The sequence below is a fragment of the Nocardia sp. NPDC004340 genome (genome assembly GCF_053602575.1).
The window spans coordinates 176,993-195,003 of the sequence record NZ_JBSGDW010000004.1; the positions used below are offsets into that span (position 1 = coordinate 176,993).

At 67.7% G+C, this 18,011-nt stretch carries 22 protein-coding genes and 2 tRNA genes; 10 read left to right on the forward strand and 14 right to left on the reverse strand.

The annotated features are described in order from the left end of the window. Positions 1 to 26 precede the first annotated feature (26 nt). From ACWEOI_RS17335 to ACWEOI_RS17350, 4 genes are all read right to left on the reverse strand, one after another. Complete coding sequence (locus tag ACWEOI_RS17335) at positions 27 to 1,424, reverse strand: amidase (RefSeq protein ID WP_433672837.1); 1,398 nt, start codon at positions 1,422 to 1,424, stop codon at positions 27 to 29. Positions 1,425 to 1,565: 141 nt separating this feature from the next. Beyond that, on the reverse strand, positions 1,566 to 1,733 hold the full coding sequence (locus ACWEOI_RS17340) for a hypothetical protein (protein ID WP_452360242.1): 168 nt from the start codon (positions 1,731 to 1,733) through the stop codon (positions 1,566 to 1,568). Positions 1,734 to 1,953: 220 nt separating this feature from the next. Then, complete coding sequence (locus tag ACWEOI_RS17345; protein WP_452360243.1) at positions 1,954 to 2,865, reverse strand: TolB family protein; 912 nt, start codon at positions 2,863 to 2,865, stop codon at positions 1,954 to 1,956. A gap of 594 nt (positions 2,866 to 3,459) precedes the next feature. Then, entirely contained in the window at positions 3,460 to 4,431 is a 972-nt protein-coding gene (locus ACWEOI_RS17350; RefSeq protein WP_433672834.1) for an alpha/beta fold hydrolase, read from the reverse strand. Positions 4,432 to 4,484: 53 nt separating this feature from the next. Here ACWEOI_RS17350 and ACWEOI_RS17355 point away from each other — a divergent pair, with 53 nt between their 5' ends. The 3 genes from ACWEOI_RS17355 to fadD8 are packed head-to-tail and all read left to right on the forward strand — an operon-like array spanning position 4,485 to position 8,201. After that, positions 4,485 to 5,333 (forward strand): SDR family NAD(P)-dependent oxidoreductase, encoded by an 849-nt coding sequence (locus ACWEOI_RS17355; protein ID WP_452360244.1) that lies wholly within the window; start codon positions 4,485 to 4,487, stop codon positions 5,331 to 5,333. 43 nt (positions 5,334 to 5,376) lie between these two features. Continuing rightward, on the forward strand, positions 5,377 to 6,570 hold the full coding sequence (locus ACWEOI_RS17360; protein WP_452360245.1) for a thiolase C-terminal domain-containing protein: 1,194 nt from the start codon (positions 5,377 to 5,379) through the stop codon (positions 6,568 to 6,570). 23 nt (positions 6,571 to 6,593) lie between these two features. Then, on the forward strand, positions 6,594 to 8,201 hold the full coding sequence (fadD8, locus tag ACWEOI_RS17365; RefSeq protein ID WP_433672831.1) for a fatty-acid--CoA ligase FadD8: 1,608 nt from the start codon (positions 6,594 to 6,596) through the stop codon (positions 8,199 to 8,201). A gap of 18 nt (positions 8,202 to 8,219) precedes the next feature. Here the strand turns inward: fadD8 and ACWEOI_RS17370 are convergent, their stop codons facing one another. Next, positions 8,220 to 8,885 (reverse strand): DUF1361 domain-containing protein, encoded by a 666-nt coding sequence (locus tag ACWEOI_RS17370; RefSeq protein WP_433672830.1) that lies wholly within the window; start codon positions 8,883 to 8,885, stop codon positions 8,220 to 8,222. Positions 8,886 to 9,033: 148 nt separating this feature from the next. On the opposite strand from ACWEOI_RS17370, the gene ACWEOI_RS17375 reads away from it, so the two are divergent. Next, positions 9,034 to 9,321, forward strand: a complete 288-nt coding sequence (locus tag ACWEOI_RS17375; RefSeq protein WP_379280221.1) for a hypothetical protein — start codon at positions 9,034 to 9,036, stop codon at positions 9,319 to 9,321. Next, a complete protein-coding gene (locus tag ACWEOI_RS17380; protein WP_357083123.1) occupies positions 9,314 to 9,655 on the forward strand; it encodes a hypothetical protein in 342 nt (113 codons plus the stop codon). Before ACWEOI_RS17375 ends, ACWEOI_RS17380 begins: the two co-directional genes overlap by 8 nt. A 60-nt stretch (positions 9,656 to 9,715) precedes the next feature. On the opposite strand, the gene secG is transcribed toward ACWEOI_RS17380, so the two are convergent. The 4 genes from secG to ACWEOI_RS17400 all read right to left on the reverse strand — a co-directional run bounded on the left by secG (position 9,716) and on the right by ACWEOI_RS17400 (position 11,286). Continuing rightward, a complete protein-coding gene (gene secG / locus ACWEOI_RS17385; RefSeq protein ID WP_154789531.1) occupies positions 9,716 to 9,949 on the reverse strand; it encodes a preprotein translocase subunit SecG in 234 nt (77 codons plus the stop codon). A 66-nt stretch (positions 9,950 to 10,015) separates the two neighbouring features. After that, entirely contained in the window at positions 10,016 to 10,414 is a 399-nt protein-coding gene (locus tag ACWEOI_RS17390; protein ID WP_433672829.1) for a DUF6221 family protein, read from the reverse strand. Next, positions 10,411 to 10,545, reverse strand: coding sequence for an LPXTG cell wall anchor domain-containing protein (locus tag ACWEOI_RS17395; RefSeq protein WP_433672828.1), 135 nt, complete (start codon positions 10,543 to 10,545; stop codon positions 10,411 to 10,413). Before ACWEOI_RS17395 ends, ACWEOI_RS17390 begins: the two co-directional genes overlap by 4 nt. Before the next feature lie 237 nt (positions 10,546 to 10,782). Beyond that, complete coding sequence (locus tag ACWEOI_RS17400) at positions 10,783 to 11,286, reverse strand: hypothetical protein (RefSeq protein ID WP_452360246.1); 504 nt, start codon at positions 11,284 to 11,286, stop codon at positions 10,783 to 10,785. Positions 11,287 to 11,454: 168 nt separating this feature from the next. Between ACWEOI_RS17400 and ACWEOI_RS17405 the strand changes: the two genes are divergently transcribed. Next, positions 11,455 to 11,820 carry a PASTA domain-containing protein gene (locus ACWEOI_RS17405; protein ID WP_452360247.1) on the forward strand — a complete coding sequence of 122 codons (366 nt, stop codon included), beginning with the start codon at positions 11,455 to 11,457 and terminating at the stop codon, positions 11,818 to 11,820. Positions 11,821 to 11,837: 17 nt separating this feature from the next. On the opposite strand, the gene ACWEOI_RS17410 is transcribed toward ACWEOI_RS17405, so the two are convergent. After that, positions 11,838 to 11,913 (reverse strand) — tRNA-Glu (locus ACWEOI_RS17410). 85 nt (positions 11,914 to 11,998) lie between these two features. Beyond that, positions 11,999 to 12,074, reverse strand: a tRNA-Met gene (locus tag ACWEOI_RS17415). Positions 12,075 to 12,629: 555 nt separating this feature from the next. Here ACWEOI_RS17415 and ACWEOI_RS17420 point away from each other — a divergent pair. Beyond that, positions 12,630 to 13,013, forward strand: a complete 384-nt coding sequence (locus ACWEOI_RS17420) for an excalibur calcium-binding domain-containing protein (RefSeq protein WP_452360642.1) — start codon at positions 12,630 to 12,632, stop codon at positions 13,011 to 13,013. A 43-nt stretch (positions 13,014 to 13,056) separates the two neighbouring features. Here ACWEOI_RS17420 and ACWEOI_RS17425 read toward each other — a convergent pair whose 3' ends face one another. From ACWEOI_RS17425 to ACWEOI_RS17435, 3 genes are read right to left on the reverse strand one after another with little or no spacing between them, the layout of a single operon-like run. Next, entirely contained in the window at positions 13,057 to 13,833 is a 777-nt protein-coding gene (locus ACWEOI_RS17425) for a MerR family transcriptional regulator (RefSeq protein WP_452360248.1), read from the reverse strand. A gap of 12 nt (positions 13,834 to 13,845) precedes the next feature. Further along, on the reverse strand, positions 13,846 to 14,307 hold the full coding sequence (locus tag ACWEOI_RS17430) for a VOC family protein (RefSeq protein ID WP_452360249.1): 462 nt from the start codon (positions 14,305 to 14,307) through the stop codon (positions 13,846 to 13,848). A 34-nt stretch (positions 14,308 to 14,341) separates the two neighbouring features. Next, positions 14,342 to 14,968 (reverse strand): TetR/AcrR family transcriptional regulator, encoded by a 627-nt coding sequence (locus ACWEOI_RS17435; RefSeq protein WP_452360250.1) that lies wholly within the window; start codon positions 14,966 to 14,968, stop codon positions 14,342 to 14,344. Between the two features lie 168 nt (positions 14,969 to 15,136). Here ACWEOI_RS17435 and ACWEOI_RS17440 point away from each other — a divergent pair, with 168 nt between their 5' ends. The 3 genes from ACWEOI_RS17440 to ACWEOI_RS17450 all read left to right on the forward strand — a co-directional run bounded on the left by ACWEOI_RS17440 (position 15,137) and on the right by ACWEOI_RS17450 (position 17,950). Further along, positions 15,137 to 16,531 (forward strand): lipase family protein, encoded by a 1,395-nt coding sequence (locus tag ACWEOI_RS17440; protein ID WP_452360251.1) that lies wholly within the window; start codon positions 15,137 to 15,139, stop codon positions 16,529 to 16,531. Between the two features lie 19 nt (positions 16,532 to 16,550). Beyond that, positions 16,551 to 17,330, forward strand: a complete 780-nt coding sequence (locus ACWEOI_RS17445) for an META domain-containing protein (RefSeq protein WP_433672821.1) — start codon at positions 16,551 to 16,553, stop codon at positions 17,328 to 17,330. Positions 17,331 to 17,392: 62 nt separating this feature from the next. Continuing rightward, a complete protein-coding gene (locus tag ACWEOI_RS17450) occupies positions 17,393 to 17,950 on the forward strand; it encodes an exonuclease domain-containing protein (RefSeq protein ID WP_433672820.1) in 558 nt (185 codons plus the stop codon). Positions 17,951 to 18,011 lie beyond the last annotated feature (61 nt).

Here is an 18,011-nt window from a genome sequence, read left to right on the forward strand (position 1 = left end):
TCGGAGATGGTGATCTTCCGCCGCGCTCACTCCTGGATGCGGCGGAAGGGCCGCTCCGCCTCCAGGGTGTAAGCGAGTTCGAGCAGGGTGCGTTCGTCGCCGTGCGCGGCGGAGAACATCATGCCGATGGGGAGGCCGTCGGCGGACGCGCCCAAGGGCAGCGACAGGGCCGGCGCACCGGTCACGTTCGCCAGCGGGGTGTAGGTGACGTAGTTCAGCAGGCGCTCGAAGACCTCGTCGAAGGGCTGGTCGGGGCTCAGGTACCCCAGGTGCGGGGTCACGCTCGCCAGGACCGGGGACACCACGAGTTCGACGTCACGGAACGACGCGGCGTAGGCCTGCCGGATGCGGGAGAGCCGGTAGAGCACCGCGGGCGAGCGCAGCGCGGAGCCGCCGAACCGGGCGGCCAGCCCGCGGGTGAACGGGTCCAGGCGGGCGGGGTCGAAGGAGCGGTCGAGGGTGAGTTTGCCGGTGCGGCCCAACAGGAACGCCAGCATCGCCCAGTAGGTGGCGAAGTCGTCGGCGAAGCCGCGATCCACCGGGTACGCGAGCGGGCGCACCTCATGGCCCAGACTTTCCAGCAGGGCGACGGTGTCGTCGTGAACGGCCCGAACCTGCGGGTCGAGGACCGCGCCGGTGATGGGTTCGGTGAGCACGCCGATCCGCAGGCGCCGTTGCGCGGGACCTTCGACCAGGCCGACCGGCGGCAACGCCGGATTGCGCCAGAAGCGTTCGGCGGCAGCGAAATACGTGGCGGTGTCGCGGACGGTGCGGGTGAGCACACCCTCGGAGACGAGGTTGATCGGCATGGAGCGAGCCTGCGGGCCGTCGATGTGGCGGCCCCGGGTCGGCTTCAATCCGACCAGCCCGCAGCAGGCGGCGGGGATGCGGATCGAGCCGCCGCCGTCATTGCCGTGCGCGATCGGCACCACGCCCGCGGCGACCATGGCGGCCGCACCACCCGAGGACGCTCCGGAGGAGTATCCGGTGGCCCACGGGTTGTGTGTCGGTGCGGCATCGGCGAATTCGGTGGTGGCGTTGAGCCCGAACTCCGGCAGCGTGGTCTTGCCGAGCACGGTCATCCCGGTGCTGAGAAACTGTTTCGTGAAGGGGCCGTGCGCTTTCGCGGGCCGCGCTCGCCACGCGGCGCTGCCGTGCTGGGTGGGCAGCCCGGACACGTCGGTGTTGTCCTTGACGTAGGTGGGCACGCCGTAGAGCAGTGCGTCGCGCTCCCCAGACACCAGCGGCGTATCCAGATCGACCACGAGCGCGTTCAGCTCCGGATTCACCCGAGCCGCCCGCTCCCGCGCCGCCTTGGCGACCTCGGCGGCGCTGAGCTCGCCGCGCCGGATCAGCTCGGCGATCCCCACGCCGTCGTGCTCACCCAATGCGTCATCGGTGAAGGCATGAACTCGCGCTGCCATGATCCGGGCCTCCTCATCGACTTTCCCGACTGAGCCCGACCGTACCCCCGGACTGGACGTACGAACAGAAGATCGCGGTCGGACGCCGAATCATGACCGGTTTTCTACCAGAATGTCCGGTTCTCCACCCACCGGTCACCATCATTCGGGCTGATGCTCGCGCACCTGGACCGCGCCAGCCGTACCCGAGACAGGAAACCCTGCGGTGGCCCCGGGAAGCGGCCGGACTGTGCGCATGGTGCTGGTGCCGGGGGCGGTCTTCGCCGGATTCACGATCGAGGCGCTGCTCGGCAGCGGCGGCATGCTCATCGCGGTACCCGCCAGGCACCCGCCTCGGGCAACGACTCGTCCGCACCATGGAGACCTCTTGTGGTGTGCAGCGAGCATGGGCCGATCATCATCCGGGGATTCGGGGAGAGGCGGCCGGTCTTCGAGCGAGATTTCACCGCGGCCGTCCGCAGGATCGCGCCCGCGGCGGACATCGATCTGGAGTGGGGCTATCCGGACGAACGTTGAGCTGACCCGGCGATCACGAAGGACCGGTTCCTCCCATGCTGGGAGATTGCGCCACTAGGTTCGGATCGGTGAGACGGTGCGGGTTGCTGCCGTCCACATTCATCTCCCAGACTTCGGCGTTCGACCGGGTCCGGCTCATACGCGTGTAGAGGATTCTCCTGCCATCCGGCGAGAGGGACAGGCCGCCGACCCCATCGGTGGTGAGGGCCCGGATATCGGTGCCGTCGCGTTTCATCGTGTAAATCTCGGACTGGTCCCTGCCACCTCGATTGCTGGTGAACACGATGTCAGCGCCGTCGGCGGTAAATTTCGGACCGGAGTTGTAGAACTGGTCCCGCAGCAGTTCCCGCTGGCCGGTGCCGTCGCCCGCCATGAGCCAAATGATCCCCGCCCTGACGAAAACGATCGCCGAACCATCGCGCGCAAACGAGGGGGAGTTGGCCGACACCAGATCGGGGCCCACCGTCGCGGGGTCCGGGATATCGGTGAGTCGCCGAAGATTTTCGCCGGTACTGTCCACCAGGTAGATGGCGCCGCCGCGGGCGAAAGCGATGGTGCGCCCGTCGGGCGCGAACGTCGGGCCGTATCCGCCGTCCGCGACTCTCGTGATATTGCCGCCATCCGGATCCATCGTGGAGATCCCGGCGCCGGCCACGACGATCCTCGAACCATCCAGTGCGAAACTCGGGTCCGAGCCCGTGGCAATGCGAGTGACCCCACTACCGTCCGGATTCATCACGAACACTGACTGCCAGCCATCCGCAAACGCGATCTTCAGCGGCCCCGGCACCCCGGCGGCACCCCGCACCGTCGGCACCGAATCCTCCACCCGCCCCGTGGATTCCGTGGCACACCCGCCCACGAACCCCGTCACGACAACGGCGCCCACCACGAACCACCGCTTCCGACCCAATGCCTCGACCATCTCATCCGATCCATCCGCAGTTCCGCGCACACCACCGAACCACCTCATTGTGGCTGTGCCGCAACAAACGTTAGACGCGAACGACCCAGATGCCATGCCCCCAGCTTCTCGGGGGCTGGTGGGCAGTCGGTGTTCGAGGTCCGCGAGATCGACGGCGACCACGCCGTCGTCGAATCGGCCGAGACCGACGCGCCCGGCCGCTACCCGTGACCACGACCACCGTTCCCGCGCCGACACTGGGTGTTCCGGCGACCACGGCGGTTCCGGTCACGAGGGGCCAGAACTGCCGGGCCACCAACTGAATTCGACGACGGGCCCGCAGTGTGCCCGCTGACCGCTATGCGTCGGTTCTGGCCGGGAAGACTGCGAAGGTTGGGGCGCGACCGTGAGCCGACACAGGCTGCGCGCACCGTCACGGTCGAACTCGACCATGTCCAGACCGATGAGCGCGCCGAAGCCACCATCGAGATTCACCGAGGAAGGCGGACAGCTTAACCGAGGCCCGGGCTCGCCTCGCCTGATCAGCGCGCGCGACGACCGCCGGGCACCGGCGACGCGGGATCGACCGGCCCGCGCCGGTCGATCATCGCGCGGCTACCGGTCGAGGTCGAGACCCTTCAGCGCCTCGATCAGGAATCCGTTGACGGCGTCGGGACGTTCGAGCTGGACCAGGTGGCCCGCGCCCGGCACGTCGCGGACCTCACGCAGGTCGGTGACATTGGCCCGGAGCGTGGCCAGCGGGTCGCGGCCGGCGAAGCCTTCCATGTCCGGGTCGTTCTCGCCGTAGAGGAAGTAGGTGGGGACTTCCACCTTGGCGCCGGCGTAGGCCTCGGTGAGTTCCCAGTTGCGGTCGAGGTTGCGGTACCAGTTGAGGCCGCCGGTGAAGCCGGTGCGCTCGAAATCGGCCACGAGGGTGTCGAATTCGGCCTGGGACAGCCACGGCCAGGGCAGGGCGGGGGCCTGCGGGAGGACGTCGAGGTAGCCGAGGCCGGGCGGGTTCTTCCAGGTGTCGAGGTAGTGGTAGTCGCCGGAGAGCGAGTAGTAGACCCGGGCCAGGAAGCCGCGCGGGTCGGCGGCGAGTTCGGCGTCGGCGACGCCGGGGGTCTGGAAGTAGGACAGGTGCAGGAAGTGGCGTTCGGCCGCTTTGGTCCAGAAGGCCGACGGCGGGCGCGGGGGCCGCGGGGCGAACGGGTTGTTCAGGACCACGACGCCGGCGACCCGTTCGGGGGCGCGCAGGCTCAGTTCCCACACCAGTTGCGCGCCGAAGTCGAGGCCGACGAAGACGGCCTTTTCCGCGCCGATGTCGTCGAGCAGGGCCGTGAGGTCGCCGATGACGGCGGCGTTGGTGTAGGCCTCCGGGTCCGCGGGGGCCTCGGTGCGGCCGTATCCGCGCAGGTCGGGGGCCAGGGCACGGTAGCCCGCGGCGGCGACCGCGTCGAGCTGGTGGTGCCACATGTACCAGGTGTGCGGGAACCCGTGACAGAAGACGACCGGGAAGCCCTCGCCCTGATCCGCGACGTGCAGGCGGACCTCCCCGGTGTCGATCGTCCGATGCGTCAGTTCCACTCCGCCTCCAATTTCTAGAACACGTTCCTATTTCAAGGTAATGTCCAGAGGTCGTGAGCGAAATACCCAAGATTCTCGCCGGAAAGGTCGCGGTGGTGACCGGGGCCAGCCGGGGCATCGGCAAGGGCATCGCCCTGGAGCTGGGCGCGGCCGGGGCGACCGTGTACGTCACCGGGCGCACCGTCACGGCCGGGCACCTGCCGGGCACCGTCTCCGCGACTGCCGCCGAGATCGACGCCCTCGGCGGGCACGGGGTCGCGGTGGTGTGCGATCACCGCGACGATGCCGCGGTGGAGAAACTCTTCGCGCAGATCCGCGACGAGCAGGGCCGGCTGGACGTACTGGTCAACAACGTCTACAACTCCCCCGCCTCGGCGCGCTGGATCGGGCGCAAGTTCTGGGAGGTGCCGCCGAAGGCCTGGGACGAGGGCTTCGACATCGGCGTCCGATCCCATTACGTGGCCAGCGTTTTCGCCGCACCCCTGCTCATCGAGTCGCAGGGCCTGATCGTGAGCGTGTCCTCCCCCGGCGCGGTCCGCCACATGCATAACGCGGTCTACGGGGTCGGCAAGACCGCCGTGGACCGGCTCACCGCCGACATGGCCCACGACCTCGAGGGCACCGGCACCACCGCGGTGTCCATCTGGCCGGGCATCGTCAATACCGAACTGCTGCAGATGGTTCCGGCCGACGCCCAGGGCCGCCGCTTGGTCACCCTGCCCGGCGAGGGCACCTTCGACCTGGATCAGGCCGAGACCCCGCACTTCGCCGGTCGCGCCGTCACCGCCCTGGCCGCGGACCCGGATCGCCTGGCACGCACCGGGAAAGCCTGGAAGGTCGCCGACCTGGCCGAGGCGTACGGCTTCACCGATATCGACGGCCGCGTCCCGCGCGCCGACTAGTCACAACGAATTACGTTCCCGAAGAACAGGAGTGGACAACCCAATGCGACGCGTTTTCGTCGTCGGCGTGAACATGACGCCGTTCGTCAAGATCGGTTCCCGCGAGTGGACCTACCCGGAGATGGTCGCCGAGGCCGTGAACGGCGCGCTGAAGGACGCGGGCGTCACCTATGACCAGGTGCAGCGCGCCGCGGTCGGCTACGTCTTCCAGCCCTCGGCCGCCGGTCAGCGGGCGCTCTACGACATCGGTCTCACCGGCATCCCGGTCGTGAACGTGAACAACAACTGCGCGACCGGCTCCACCGCGCTCATGTTCGCCCGCGAGTGGGTCGCCGCCGGCATCACCGATGTCGCCCTGGCCGTCGGCTTCGAGCAGATGACCAAGGAGGCCATGGCGGGCCCGGCCACCAAGCCGAAGGTCACCACGGTCGACCACCACCTGAAGGTGAACAAGGAACTCTTCGAGTTCTCGGCCGCGCCGATCACCACCCAGTTCTTCGGCAATGCCGCCATCGAGCACATGAAGCGCTACGGCACCACCCCCGAGCAGCTGGCCGCGGTCGCGGTGAAGAACCACCAGCACTCGACCAACAACCCGCTGGCCCAGTTCCAGGACGCGTACACCCTCGAGCAGGTCCTCGGCGACAAGCCGGTGCACGGCCCGCTGACCCGCTCGCAGTGCTCGCCCATGTCCGACGGCGCGGCCGCCGCGGTCGTGGTGAGCGAGGAGTTCGTGAAGGCCAACGGCCTCGAGGACCAGGCCATCGAGATCCTGGCCCAGGAGCTGGCCACCGACGACGGCACTTCCTTCTCCACCGGCTCCATGATCGACGTGGTCGGCGCGCCCATGACCCGCGCCGCGTCGTCGAAGGTGTTCTCGCGCGCCGGGATCACCGTCAACGACGTCGATGTGATCGAGCTGCACGACTGCTTCTCCATCAACGAGCTCATCACCTACGAGGCGCTGGGCATGTGCGGCGAGGGCGAGTCCGGAGCCCTGGTCGAGTCGGGCGCGACGACCTACGGTGGCACCTGGGTGGTCAACCCGTCCGGCGGCCTGATCTCCAAGGGCCACCCGCTCGGCGCGACCGGCCTGGCGCAGTGCACCGAATTGAGCTGGCAGCTGCGCGGACTCGCGGGCGACCGTCAGGTGGCGGGCGCGCGCACCGCACTGGCGCACAATCTGGGCCTGGGCGGCGCGGTCGTCGTCACCCTGTACGCGGCCCACACGGCGTGACCATCGGATGAATTGAGAACCCCATGAGTGCAATCGATCCCGACACCATGCTCCGGCTGCCCGTGCACAACGGTCACGCCCTGGTGGCCGGGCTGAAGCGGCATCGCAACCGTCCGGTGCTCACCCTCGGCGACCACATCCTCACCGGCGGTGAGGTGCTCGACGGCATGAGCCGCTACATCGACGCCTTCGCCGAACACGGCGTCACCACCGGCACCCCGGTCGGCGTGCTGGCCCTGAACCGGCCCGAGGTGCTGTTCACCATCGGCGCCGGTCAGATCGTGGGCTCGCGGCGCACCGCGCTGCACCCGATCGGCGGCCTGGACGATCACGCGTATGTGCTTGCCGACGCGGGCATCTCGACGCTGATCCTGGACCCGGTCCCGGCGTTCGTGCAGCGCGCCCGCGAACTGGTCGACATGGTCCCGACGCTGACCAAGATCCTGGTGCTGGGCCCGGTGCCCGAGCAGCTCGCCGACGTCGGCGTCGACATCCTGGCCGCTGCCGACAAGTACGAGCCGCGGGCGGTCGAGGCGACCGAACTGCTGCCCTCGGACGTCATCTCGATCAGCTACACCGGCGGCACCACCGGCAAGCCCAAGGGTGTCATCGGCACGGCGCTGACCATGAACACCATGACGCAGATCCAGCTCTCGGAGTGGGAATGGCCGACCCGGCCGAAATTCCTGATCTGCACCCCGCTCTCGCACGCGGGCGCGGCGTTCTTCCTGCCGGTCGTGCTGCTGGGCGGGCAGTGCGTGGTGCTGCCGCGTTTCGACGCGGGCGAGGTGCTGCGCGCGATCGAGGAGCACAAGATCTCGGCGACCATGCTGGTGCCGTCGATGCTGTACGCGCTGCTCGACCACCCGGACTCCAAGACGCGGGACCTGTCCTCGCTGGAGACCGTGTACTACGGCGCGTCCGCGATCGACCCGAATCGGTTGCAGGAGGCCATCGACCGGTTCGGGCCCATCTTCGCCCAGTACTTCGGGCAGTCCGAGGCGCCGATGGCGATCAGCTACCTGGGCAAGGACGAGCACGACAAGGCGCGGCTCACCTCGTGCGGCCGGCCCTCCACCGCGGTGCGCGTGGCGCTGCTCGACGGTGAGGACAAGCAGGTCCCGCAGGGCGAGGTCGGCGAGATCTGCGTCTCCGGACCGCTGCTCGCGGGCGGGTACCTGAACCTGCCCGAGGTCACCGCGGACACCTTCAAGAACGGCTGGCTGCGCACCGGTGACCTGGCGCGTCAGGACGAGGACGGGTTCCTGTTCATCGTCGGGCGTTCCAAGGACATGGTCGTCACCGGCGGGTTCAACGTGTTCCCCCGCGAGGTGGAAGACGTTGTCTCCGAGCACACTCTGGTGCACGAGGTCGCGGTCGTCGGCGTGCCGGATCCGCAGTGGGGCGAGGCGGTGACCGCGGTGCTCGTGCTCGATCCCGCCACCGCCGCCGATCCCGCCGCGGTCGAGACGGTCACCGCCGAGATCCAGGCCGCGGTCAAGCAGCGCAAGGGTTCCGTGCAGGTGCCCAAGCACGTGATCGTGATCGAGCGGCTGCCGTTGACCGGTCTGGGCAAGCCGGACAAGAAGGCGATCCGGGTGCTGGCGGCCGAGCGACTCGGCATCGCCTGATCCCCTGTGGGCGTCCGGCTAGGCGAACCTGCGGGTTCGGATCAGCCGGGCGCCCCGGCGGGCGCTGTCCACGCCCGCCTCCACCACGGCGCGGGTCACGAAGTGGCCCAACGCCGTTGCCACGAACACCGCGGCGATCAGCACCGGGGCCCAGTTCCAGCTCAACGCCAGCATCATGCGGTCGAAGGTGCCGCGCGGCTGCACCACCGGCTCCCACGAGTTCAGCCGCACCCAGCGGCCCAGGAAAACGCCTACCGCGCACAGCAAATGGACGGCGAGGGTCACCGGTGTCCGCCACGCCGCCAGTCCGCGCGCCTGCAGGAAGCGGCCCATCTCGGCCAGCACCAGGTAGTAGGCGACGAATCCGGACACGATGAACACGCCGTACACCGGCAGAATCGTCGTCACCACAGGGCCGTTGCCCGCGGCGCGGATGTCGTCGCGCAGATGCACCAGATCGGTCACCACGTACGGCGCGTTCGGCAGGAACAGCAGCAACAGCACGACACCGGCCCACCAGAACGGCGAAATCGGTAGTCGTCGTTCATCTTCGGGCGGGCGCCGAAACACCAGCAGCGCCAACGCCACCGGGATCCAGGCCAGCACGGTGTTCCACACCATCCAGAACAGATTGCGGTCCAGCACCCCCGCGAGGCTCGGCGCGACCGTTTTCACCGGGTCCATTGGTTCATGATGCCTTGTGCGGCGCGCCTCGGCCCGCGTGTCGATCACGCCGCTCCGGCAACACGCCCGCGACCGACGCGCCCGTGGTTCTCTCGAAACTCTGGTCGACAGGTGGCGACCAGCTGTTTTACGATCGTATTATGCGGCCGTGGGATATGAGATTCCCGAGTGGGCCCTCGACGTTGCGGCCCGGCTCGGTATCGCGCCGGAAGAGGTCCTGCGGGTCCTCACCGGACCCGGCCGGCGCTGGCCGCGACCGGTGCGCGGGACGGGCGGACTACCCGCCCTCATGATCATCGGCCGCACCGGCGCCGGGCTGCCGCTCGCGGTGGTGGTTCGCCCGCTGTCGCAGTGGGACCAGCAGGTCATCGGCGTCCGGCCGGTGACCGGACGGCTTCTCGCCCAGTTCGAACAATGGGAGGCGGACCATGAGTGACCATCCGGACCAGGGGTACCCGAACACGGCGGCCGAGGCACGCGATTTCCTCGACAGCCTCACCTTCGACGAGGACGCCCCCGAACCCGACCTCCCCGGCCCCGACACCCCCGTCACGGTGCTGCGCACGGTCCGGCTCCCCTACGCCATGGATCAACGCATCCGCGCCGAGGCCGACCACCGCGGCGTCAGCATGTCCGACCTGATCCGCGACTTCCTCACCATCGAGCTGGCCGCCCTCGACGACGACACCCCCATCAGCCGCGCCGACGCCCGTCGCGCGCTGTCCGCCGCGCTGGCGAATCTCTCACCGGTCCACGGGCATCGGAGCTGACATGACGAATCGCCCGGGCACCTTCGTCGGGTGCCCGGGCGATTTCGGAAGCTGTGGACTTTAGGAGAACTTGATTTCGAGGCCGATCCCCAGAATGGAGATCAGCCAGATCACGCCGAGGAAGATGGTGATCCGGTCGAGGTTCTTCTCGACGACAGTGGAACCCGACAGGCTCGACTGCACTCCACCACCGAAGAGGCTGGACAGACCTCCGCCCTTGGCGCGGTGCAACAGCACCAGCAGCACCAGCAGCACGCTGGTGATAACTAGGAGGATATCCAGGAACATCCGCATACCGGAGAGTGTATGCGGTGCTCGCCAGTATCAACGAATCAGCCCTGGTCGCGCAGACGGGAAAGATCAACGCCGATCGATCGCCCACTCGGCGCGGTAGTCACGGTGGTCGGACCAGAGGGCCGCCATCTCGCGCACGGTCGGGCACGGCCAGGCCGCCGTGCCATCGCCGGAGGCGTCGTCGTCACGGCATACCGAACACCGGTGGTGCTCATCCGGCGCGTGCTCGCCGAAGATCAGCCGCAGCACGGCCACGTGCCGCAGCGTCTGTTTCGGGGTCAGCACGCCCGGCACGAACACCGCCGACGGGGCGGTGCGGCTGTGTTTGGGTCGCACGAGACGAACCCACTGGTATTCGATCTCGCGGCCGGAGTCCCGGAAGTCGTGCTCCAGTTGCAGCGCGAACTCCGCGGCTTCCTGCTGCTGCTCGAGTCGCCGGTCGATGAACCGCTCGATGGTCATCATCGCCGGACCATCCACAGCGCGGTCGCGACCACGACCAGAGCGGCCCAGATCACCCAATACAGCGAGGACGCGCCCGTGGCGACCAGCACCGCGGCGGCGATTGCGAGCACTACGACCGTGGAAGTGCGCATGATCGATTGTCTCTCACTACGCCCGATATGCCACGAAGGCCCGGGTCCGAAAGCTCGGTGATCACCGAATACATACTGCGAGAAGCGGATCCAGCGGCGGAATTCCGGCGGCGCCGCGTCGGCCGCGGCACCGAGCGACCCCGGCCACCTTTAAGTGAAGCATGCATAATTCACTTTTCGGGATCGGTACCGTCCCGGGCTGGTCGCATTCTGATCGACCAAGGGAACAAGGCTGTTCTACATCTGGGGAGTACACAAGTGAAGAAGACCTGGTTGGCACTGCTGGTTGAGTAGCGTCACGAACTCGTCCGTGGGCAGAAGGCTCAGAGACTTGTCGTCGGACCGGACGGAGACAGCGAGCTCGATGTGACCGCCACACCATCGGTACAGATGGGGACTGGTCGGATACGGATCATTCCTGTACCGATGCGCGGCTACCGAGGCAAGAGTCAGCGCTGTCTCGAGTATGTCGAGGCCGTCGATCGGGGCTGCGTAGATACTGAGTTCGGCGGGGACGGTGAAAAGCGCGCCGACGCGCCCGATGACTGCCGGATACTCGTCGAGCCAAAGCGCATGCGCGCTCGTGTAGTCGTTGCCCGCGAGTAGGAACCAGGGCCCGGTTCCCTCAGGGAAGTCAGCTTGTTCGACTCTCAACGGTCCATCTGTCGACGTGTTCTGCTCGCCGAGCGCGAACACAGCATCTTCGTCGATTCCCCAGCGCGACAGTACTTCGTAGGTCACCGGCGAGATAGTGTGCACACCGCCGCAGAAGGTATGGAGCACCCTTCATGCGGCGAAACATGCAGAGACACAAGAAGCACCGACCCGCGACAGGTCGCCGGTGTGGCGTGAAGCTGAGCGCGGTAGCGGGTGTGGCGGTAGGGTCTCGACGTCGGATGAGGAGTGAGCATGAGAGCGATCGCCGTCGTTGTGCTGTCCATTGCTGTGCCGCTGCTGGCGGCTTGCAACCCTGGGGGCGAGACGAAGTCGAGTTCGGCGTCGTCGACGTCGGCCGCAGCGGATTCGGTGCACTGTGATGCGAAGGCGTGGCCGTTGCCGATGCCGGATCTGCGGGGGCAGCGGCTCGATGCGGCGCGGGCGGGTGATGGGGTGTGTTTCCTGTTCGCCTCGGCTACCGCGCCCGACGGGCGCAACATTCTCGACGGCCAGGACAACTCGGCGTGGGTCGTGAAGGATCAGTCGCCTGATCCTGGCGCGCTGGTCGCCGAGAAGCAGCCGATCACCGTGACGGTCAAGTCGGCCGGCACGAAATAGGGTCTCCCGGCCTCGAGTGACGTAGGTCGGAGTCGAACCGACGTGGTTCCTGAGTGAAAATCAGGCTGCCCATCCCGACAGAGCAACTACGCCATGCGTCCGGCCGGATGGAATCGAACCACCTGTGCCCGAAGGCGGGAGGTTTACAGCCTCCGTGCACACCATGTGCTCAACCGGTTGGTGGCGGTGGTCGGATTCGAACCGACGACCTGTGGATTATGAGCCCACCGCGCTCCCAACTGCGCCACACCGCTCCAACGATCCGCCATTCGACGGACCTCGTGGAAGACAGAGAACTCGAATCCCAAGCCCTGAGGCTCAACACCGCTAGCAACGGGTTCCGGCCGGCCTGACCGGTTTATCTTCCATCGCGGAAAGCTGAGGAGTCGAACCCCCGGGACACAATGCCCGCCTCCGGTTTTCAAGACCGGCTGGCCTCCACAGGCCGGAACCTTCCGTTTCCGCCGCCGCTCGGTTGAGCTTGCGGTGTAATCACATTCGCAGGAGCGTGGAATGGCTGCAACTGATTTCCCGCGCACGCTGAGGGCGCGAAATTCGCACCGATTCGCCGTGGCTTGATGTCGCGGAGTTCGATGGCCTCGAGAAAGCGTGAGTGATCGGCAGCCGCCCTGCACGACCGGTTTGCCGGGAAGGTCGGGGATGTGGGGACACATCGTGCCAAGGTGTTGCTGAAAGGTGTACAGGCGTAGGGAATCAGCGCAGGGTCTGTGGGCGTGAAAGCCCATTCATTGCGATTGCTACGTCGTAGCCTCACCGCTCTCGCCGCTGCCACGCTCGCGGCGGCGCTGATGTCCGGCTGCGGGCCGGCGTCATCGTCTCCGGCCGGTACCACCACTTGGCCAGTGACCACCTCGAAGGCGAGCACGACCGCGGTGCCGCCCAGTAGCACAACGACGGTGGCACCGACTACCGCCGCGGAGGTTCCGTCGCTCAGCACGGCAGCCGAACCCGCGCCACCCGCGCCTGTTCCGTTCGTGGCCCCGGCGCCGCAACCCACTGTGGCGCCGCCGCCTGCCGCAGCCCCGGCACCTCAGACGACCAATGCTCCGTCGGCGTATTACGGCAGTTGCGCTGAGGCCAAGCGGGCCGGAGCTGCGCCGCTGCGACGGGGTGATCCCGGGTATCGCTCCGCGCTCGATCGTGACGGTGATGGGATCGCTTGCGAGAAATAGGTTTCGGGGGAACCGGCGGTCGCCTCGGCCGCCGGCGACTTGGTCACAAGGAGCTGCGAACGTACTCCTTGAGCGAATCCCTCACGAACGCAGCACAGTTCGGGTTGCCGTAGGCGGCGGCGTAGTTCGGGTCGTCGGCGTACATGTCGGCCATGGCGGTGACCATGGCGATGGAGCGGTCTCGGTCGCCGTCGGCCACGGGGGTGCCGGGGATGGCCCGGAACCAGGCTATGTGGCGGGCGGCTTGGGACTGGGCTGGGGCGGAAGAGGGCGTGTGGCCGGATTTCCAGGTGGTGATCCAGGTGGCGATCATGTCGTCGAGGTCGCGTTTCCATTCGCGTTGTTGTCGTAGGGATTTGGCGTGCCACCACTGGTTGCCCGCTTCGTAGGCGGCTTCGCCCCAGCGGGCGACGACTTCGTCTCGGTAGGGGTCGTTGAAGCCTTCGAGCATCATGTGCAGGGAGCCTTCGGCACCCGCGCGGGCGTCGAGGGTGTGTCGGAGAGCCCGGATCCGGTCGTCGAGCCGGGCCCGTTCGGCTTCCAGGAAGCGGAGGTGGGCCTCGAGCGCCACACTCTCGGAATCGGCGGGGTCGCCCTCGCCGGTGGGGCGGTCGAGGATTTCGGCGATGGTGGGGAGGCTCGAGCCGAGTTCGCGGAGCAGGAGAATGCGTTGGAGGCGGGCGACCGAGTCGGTGTCGTAGTAGCGGTAGCCGTTGTGGCCGACTCGGGCGGGTGGGAGGAGGCCGATCTCGTCGTAGTGCCGCAGGGCGCGGCTGGTGATGCCGGCGCTGTCGGCCAGTTGCTGGATCGTCCACTCCATGAAGGTCTCCCGTTACTGTTTGCCGACCCAGTCGCCGTCGAAGGTGGCCGCCCACTCCTTGGCGTGGTCGAGTTCGGCCAGGCGGGGCGCGGTGAGGATGACGCGGTTGCCGTCGGGGTCGGTGATGGTGACATCGCTGGTGTACCACGCGGTGTCGGTGGGGCCGGTGACCGTCACGCCGGGGAAGGCGCGCTCGCGCAGGGCGGTGGCGAGGGTCGCGAGGTTCTCGTCTCCGGCGGAGAAGCTGACGGTGGTGCTGCCGGGGACCGGGTCGCCGGGGACGAGCAGCAGGTCCTGGTACTTCATGCGGCGCAGATGCACCACGACCGGGCCGTCGTCACCGGGAATGGTTGCCAGCGCGACGAATCCGGCGGCCTCGTAGAACGCCGTCGTGGCGGCGATGTCGCGCACCTGGAAGGTCGCGAACATGGGCATGGGGTAGATGGTGCGGTCGATGGCGGGGTGTTCGCTCATGGGGTCGACGGTAGGAGTTGACGTAGCGGCAAGGTCAACTCGGCGGCGCGGTGTGCCGGGAGTAGACCGCCAGCATGTCCTCGACCACACGCAGCACGGTGACATCGAGATCGGGTCGCTGATACACCCCTCGCACCACGGCCTCGCCGGAGAACAGGTGCAGCATCATGAAGAAGATGGGTTCGCGCAGGTCGGCGGGGAAATCGGCGAGGACACCGCTGTGTTCGAGGGCTGCCACGATCTCGCGGTAGTAGTTCTCGGCGATGGGCGCCATACGGTCGCGCAGTTCGGTGTCGGAGCGGGCGGCCAGGAAGAGCTCGCGCAGCGCGTGGGTGAGGTTGGACTGCTGGGCCTGGCGCAGGAACCGCAGCGCGATGTCGAGCGGATTGTCCTGGGCGCCAAGCTGTTCCATGGTGACGCGGTAGCCGATGAGCTGGCGGGCGAAGATCTCCTCGGCGGTGCGCACGATCAGGTCCAGGCGGGTGTCGAACTGACGGAACATGGCCCCGGCCGATAGTCCGGCGCGGCCGCAGATCTCCTGCACGGTGGTGCGCTGGTAGCCGACCTCACCGATGGCCGCGATGGTGGCGTCCACCAGCTTGGCCACGGTGGCTGCCCGACGCTCCTGCTGGGTGCGCCGCGGGCGGGAAACTTCGCTCACGACACCCCATCCTGCCCCGACAACACGGGCAGCAAACATCCGGCCCGGGGTGACCGTTGACACATTCGCCGCAGGCGGCATATGGTCGCCGCGCAACTTAGGAAATATCCACTCTCTTTCTTGGGCGGGTGGATACGCGGCCGCCGCAGCGGCGTGGAGGAGTGCGATATGACGGGGACCAGGACGATCGCGTGGGCGTGTGTGGCGATCGCGGCGGGGATGACCGTGGCGTTCTGCCCGGCGGTGACGGCGGGCGCCGATCCGGTGCCGGTGCAGCCGAATCTGCCGTTCCCGATCCCGCCCGCGCCGCCGTATCTGGATCCGGGCTTCTACCAACCGGATCCGGCGCGGGTGGCGGCCGCGCAGCCCGGGGAGATCCTGGCGGCGCGCCAGGTCACCCTCGCCAATGTGTGGCTGCTGCCGCTCAATGCCGATGCCTGGCAGCTGTCGTATCGCAGCACCAACACCCGCGGTGAACCGATCGCGGCGGTCGCGACCGTGGTCGTGCCGCATCGGCCCGCACCGAGCGGGCAGCGCGGGCTGGTCTCGTTCCAGATGGCCGAGGACTCCCTGTCGGTCAACTGCGCACCCTCCTACACGCTGCGCATGGGTTCCCTGCCCAATCCGCTGAATCCGGTGATGGAAGCCGAATTCGTGGAGGTGCAGGCCATGTTGCAGCTCGGGCACGCGGTGTTGATCCCCGATCACGAGGGCCCGAACGCCGCGTACGCGGTGGGTCCGCTGGGCGGGCGGATCACCCTCGACGGGATTCGCGCCGCGGAGCGTTTCGATCCGGCCGGCCTGCCGGGCACCGACACGCGAGTCGCGTTGTGGGGCTACTCGGGCGGCGCGATCCCGACCGCGCACGCCGCGGAGTTGCAGCCCACCTACGCGCCCGAGCTCACGCTGGCCGGGGCGGCGGCGGGCGGTCTGATGGCCGATATCCGCGCGGCCATCGACTACAACAACGGCACCTCGAGCTTCGGCGGTGCGGTACTGGGCGGCCTGTTCGGGGTGGCGCGGGAGTATCCACAGGTGGATCGCTTCATCACCGACCACATGAACCCGCTGGGCAAGGCCACTCGGCTGGTACACGAGAACCAGTGCGTGGCGCTGCAATTCGCGGCGTTCCCGTTCGTGAACATCAAGGGCCTGTTCGACTACCCCGGCGATCCGATGCTCGCGCCGGAGGTGCAGCCGGTGCTCGACGAGCTGAGTCTGGGCCATCGCGGGACGCCGATCGCGCCGCTCTATATCTATGAGGGCACTTTCGACGAGGTGATGCCGCTCAACGCGGTCGACAGCACGTATCACATTTACTGCCACGACCCGAGCGCCCGCGTCCAGTACACGCGTGATCTGTTCAGCGAGCACGGCATCGCGGCGGTGTCGAATACCGCGAGCGCGGCGCTGTGGCTCGATGACCGCCTCAATGGCGTTCCCGCGCCGCAGGGCTGCCACAACCGCGATGTGTATTCCGGCATTCTGGACCCGGGTGCGGTCGCCGCGTTCGTGAACACGATCGGGCAGACCCTCGCGTCGGCGCTCGGGATGCCGGTGTAGCGGCCGTACGATCGGGCTCATGCCAGCAACCCGGGTTTCGATCCTGCTCGCACTGACCGCCCTGGCCGCCGCCGGATGTTCCTCGGGTGGCGGCGGAAACGACACCGCGCCCGCTTCGCTGAGCGGCCGCACGTTCGTGTCGACGGCGGTGTCGGGGACCCCGATTCCGGGCGGCGGGCCGTTGACGCTGACCTTCACCGAGGGCCGGGTATCGGCGTCCTCGGGCTGCAATACCGCCAATGGTTCGGTCGACCTGCAGGGCAATACGCTGCAGGTCGGCGACCTGGCGTCGACATTGATGGCATGCCCCGGCGATCTGGCCGGCGCGGACGAATGGCAGACCACGCTGTTGCGTTCCCAGCCCACCTGGACCCTGTCCGGCGACACGCTCACCTTGAAGGGCAGCGGCTCGACGGTGACCATGCTCGACCGCAAGGTCGCCCACCCCGACAAGCCGCTGGTCGGCACCACATGGATCGTGACCACCCTGCTGCGCACACAGGCCAAGATCCGTTCGGCGACCCTCGACGAGGTCCGCCCCACCCTGACGATCACCCCCGACGGCAAGGTCTCCGGCAGCGCGGGCTGCAATCAGATGACCGGCACCGCCGCGATCGACGGCGAGGACGTCACCTTCGCCATCGCCACCACCCGCATGATGTGCGCCCCCGAGGTCATGGAGGTGGAGAAGCAGGTGCTGGAGGCGCTGGACGGAAAGGTCAAGGCCACCATCGATTCCGACGTGCTGACCTTGCGCAATGCGGGCAACAACACCGGAATCGAGTTGCGGGCCGAGTAAGGACCGGGTCCGCGCGAAAATCATTGTCGCCGGACGGTATCGGCGCGCTAGCGTCCGATTCCATGACGACAACGAGATTCCTGAATGTGGTGGATGTGGAGGCCACCTGCTGGGAGGGGCCCAATCCGCCGGGGCAACCCAGCGAGATCATCGAAATCGGGCTGTGCGTGCTCGATACCGTGACCGGGGAACGGGTGAGCAAGCACAGCATTCTGGTGCGGCCCGAGCATTCCACGGTGAGTGAATTCTGCACGAGCCTGACCACACTCACTCCCGAACAGGTGAGCACGGGCATTACTTTCGCCGAAGCGTGCGAACTGCTGCGCACCGAATTCCACGCCGATTCCCGGCCGTGGGCCAGTTGGGGCGATTACGACCGCAAACAGTTCACCGCGCAATGCCAGGGCACGGGTGTGCGCTATCCGTTCGGCAGCGCGCACACCAATGCCAAGCTGGCGTTCTCCGCGGCGCACGAGACCAAGCGTCGTTACGGCATGGCCGGTGCGCTGCGGCTGACGGGTCTGCCGTTGGAGGGGACGCATCATCGCGGCGGGGACGACGCCTGGAATATCGCTGCCTTGATCGCGGACCTCCTGGGCAAGGATTTGTGGCCGCACTGACGGTTCGTGCCATTGTCGGAAAACCCTGCGCAACAGGGTTTTCTATGCATGTCCGACCAAC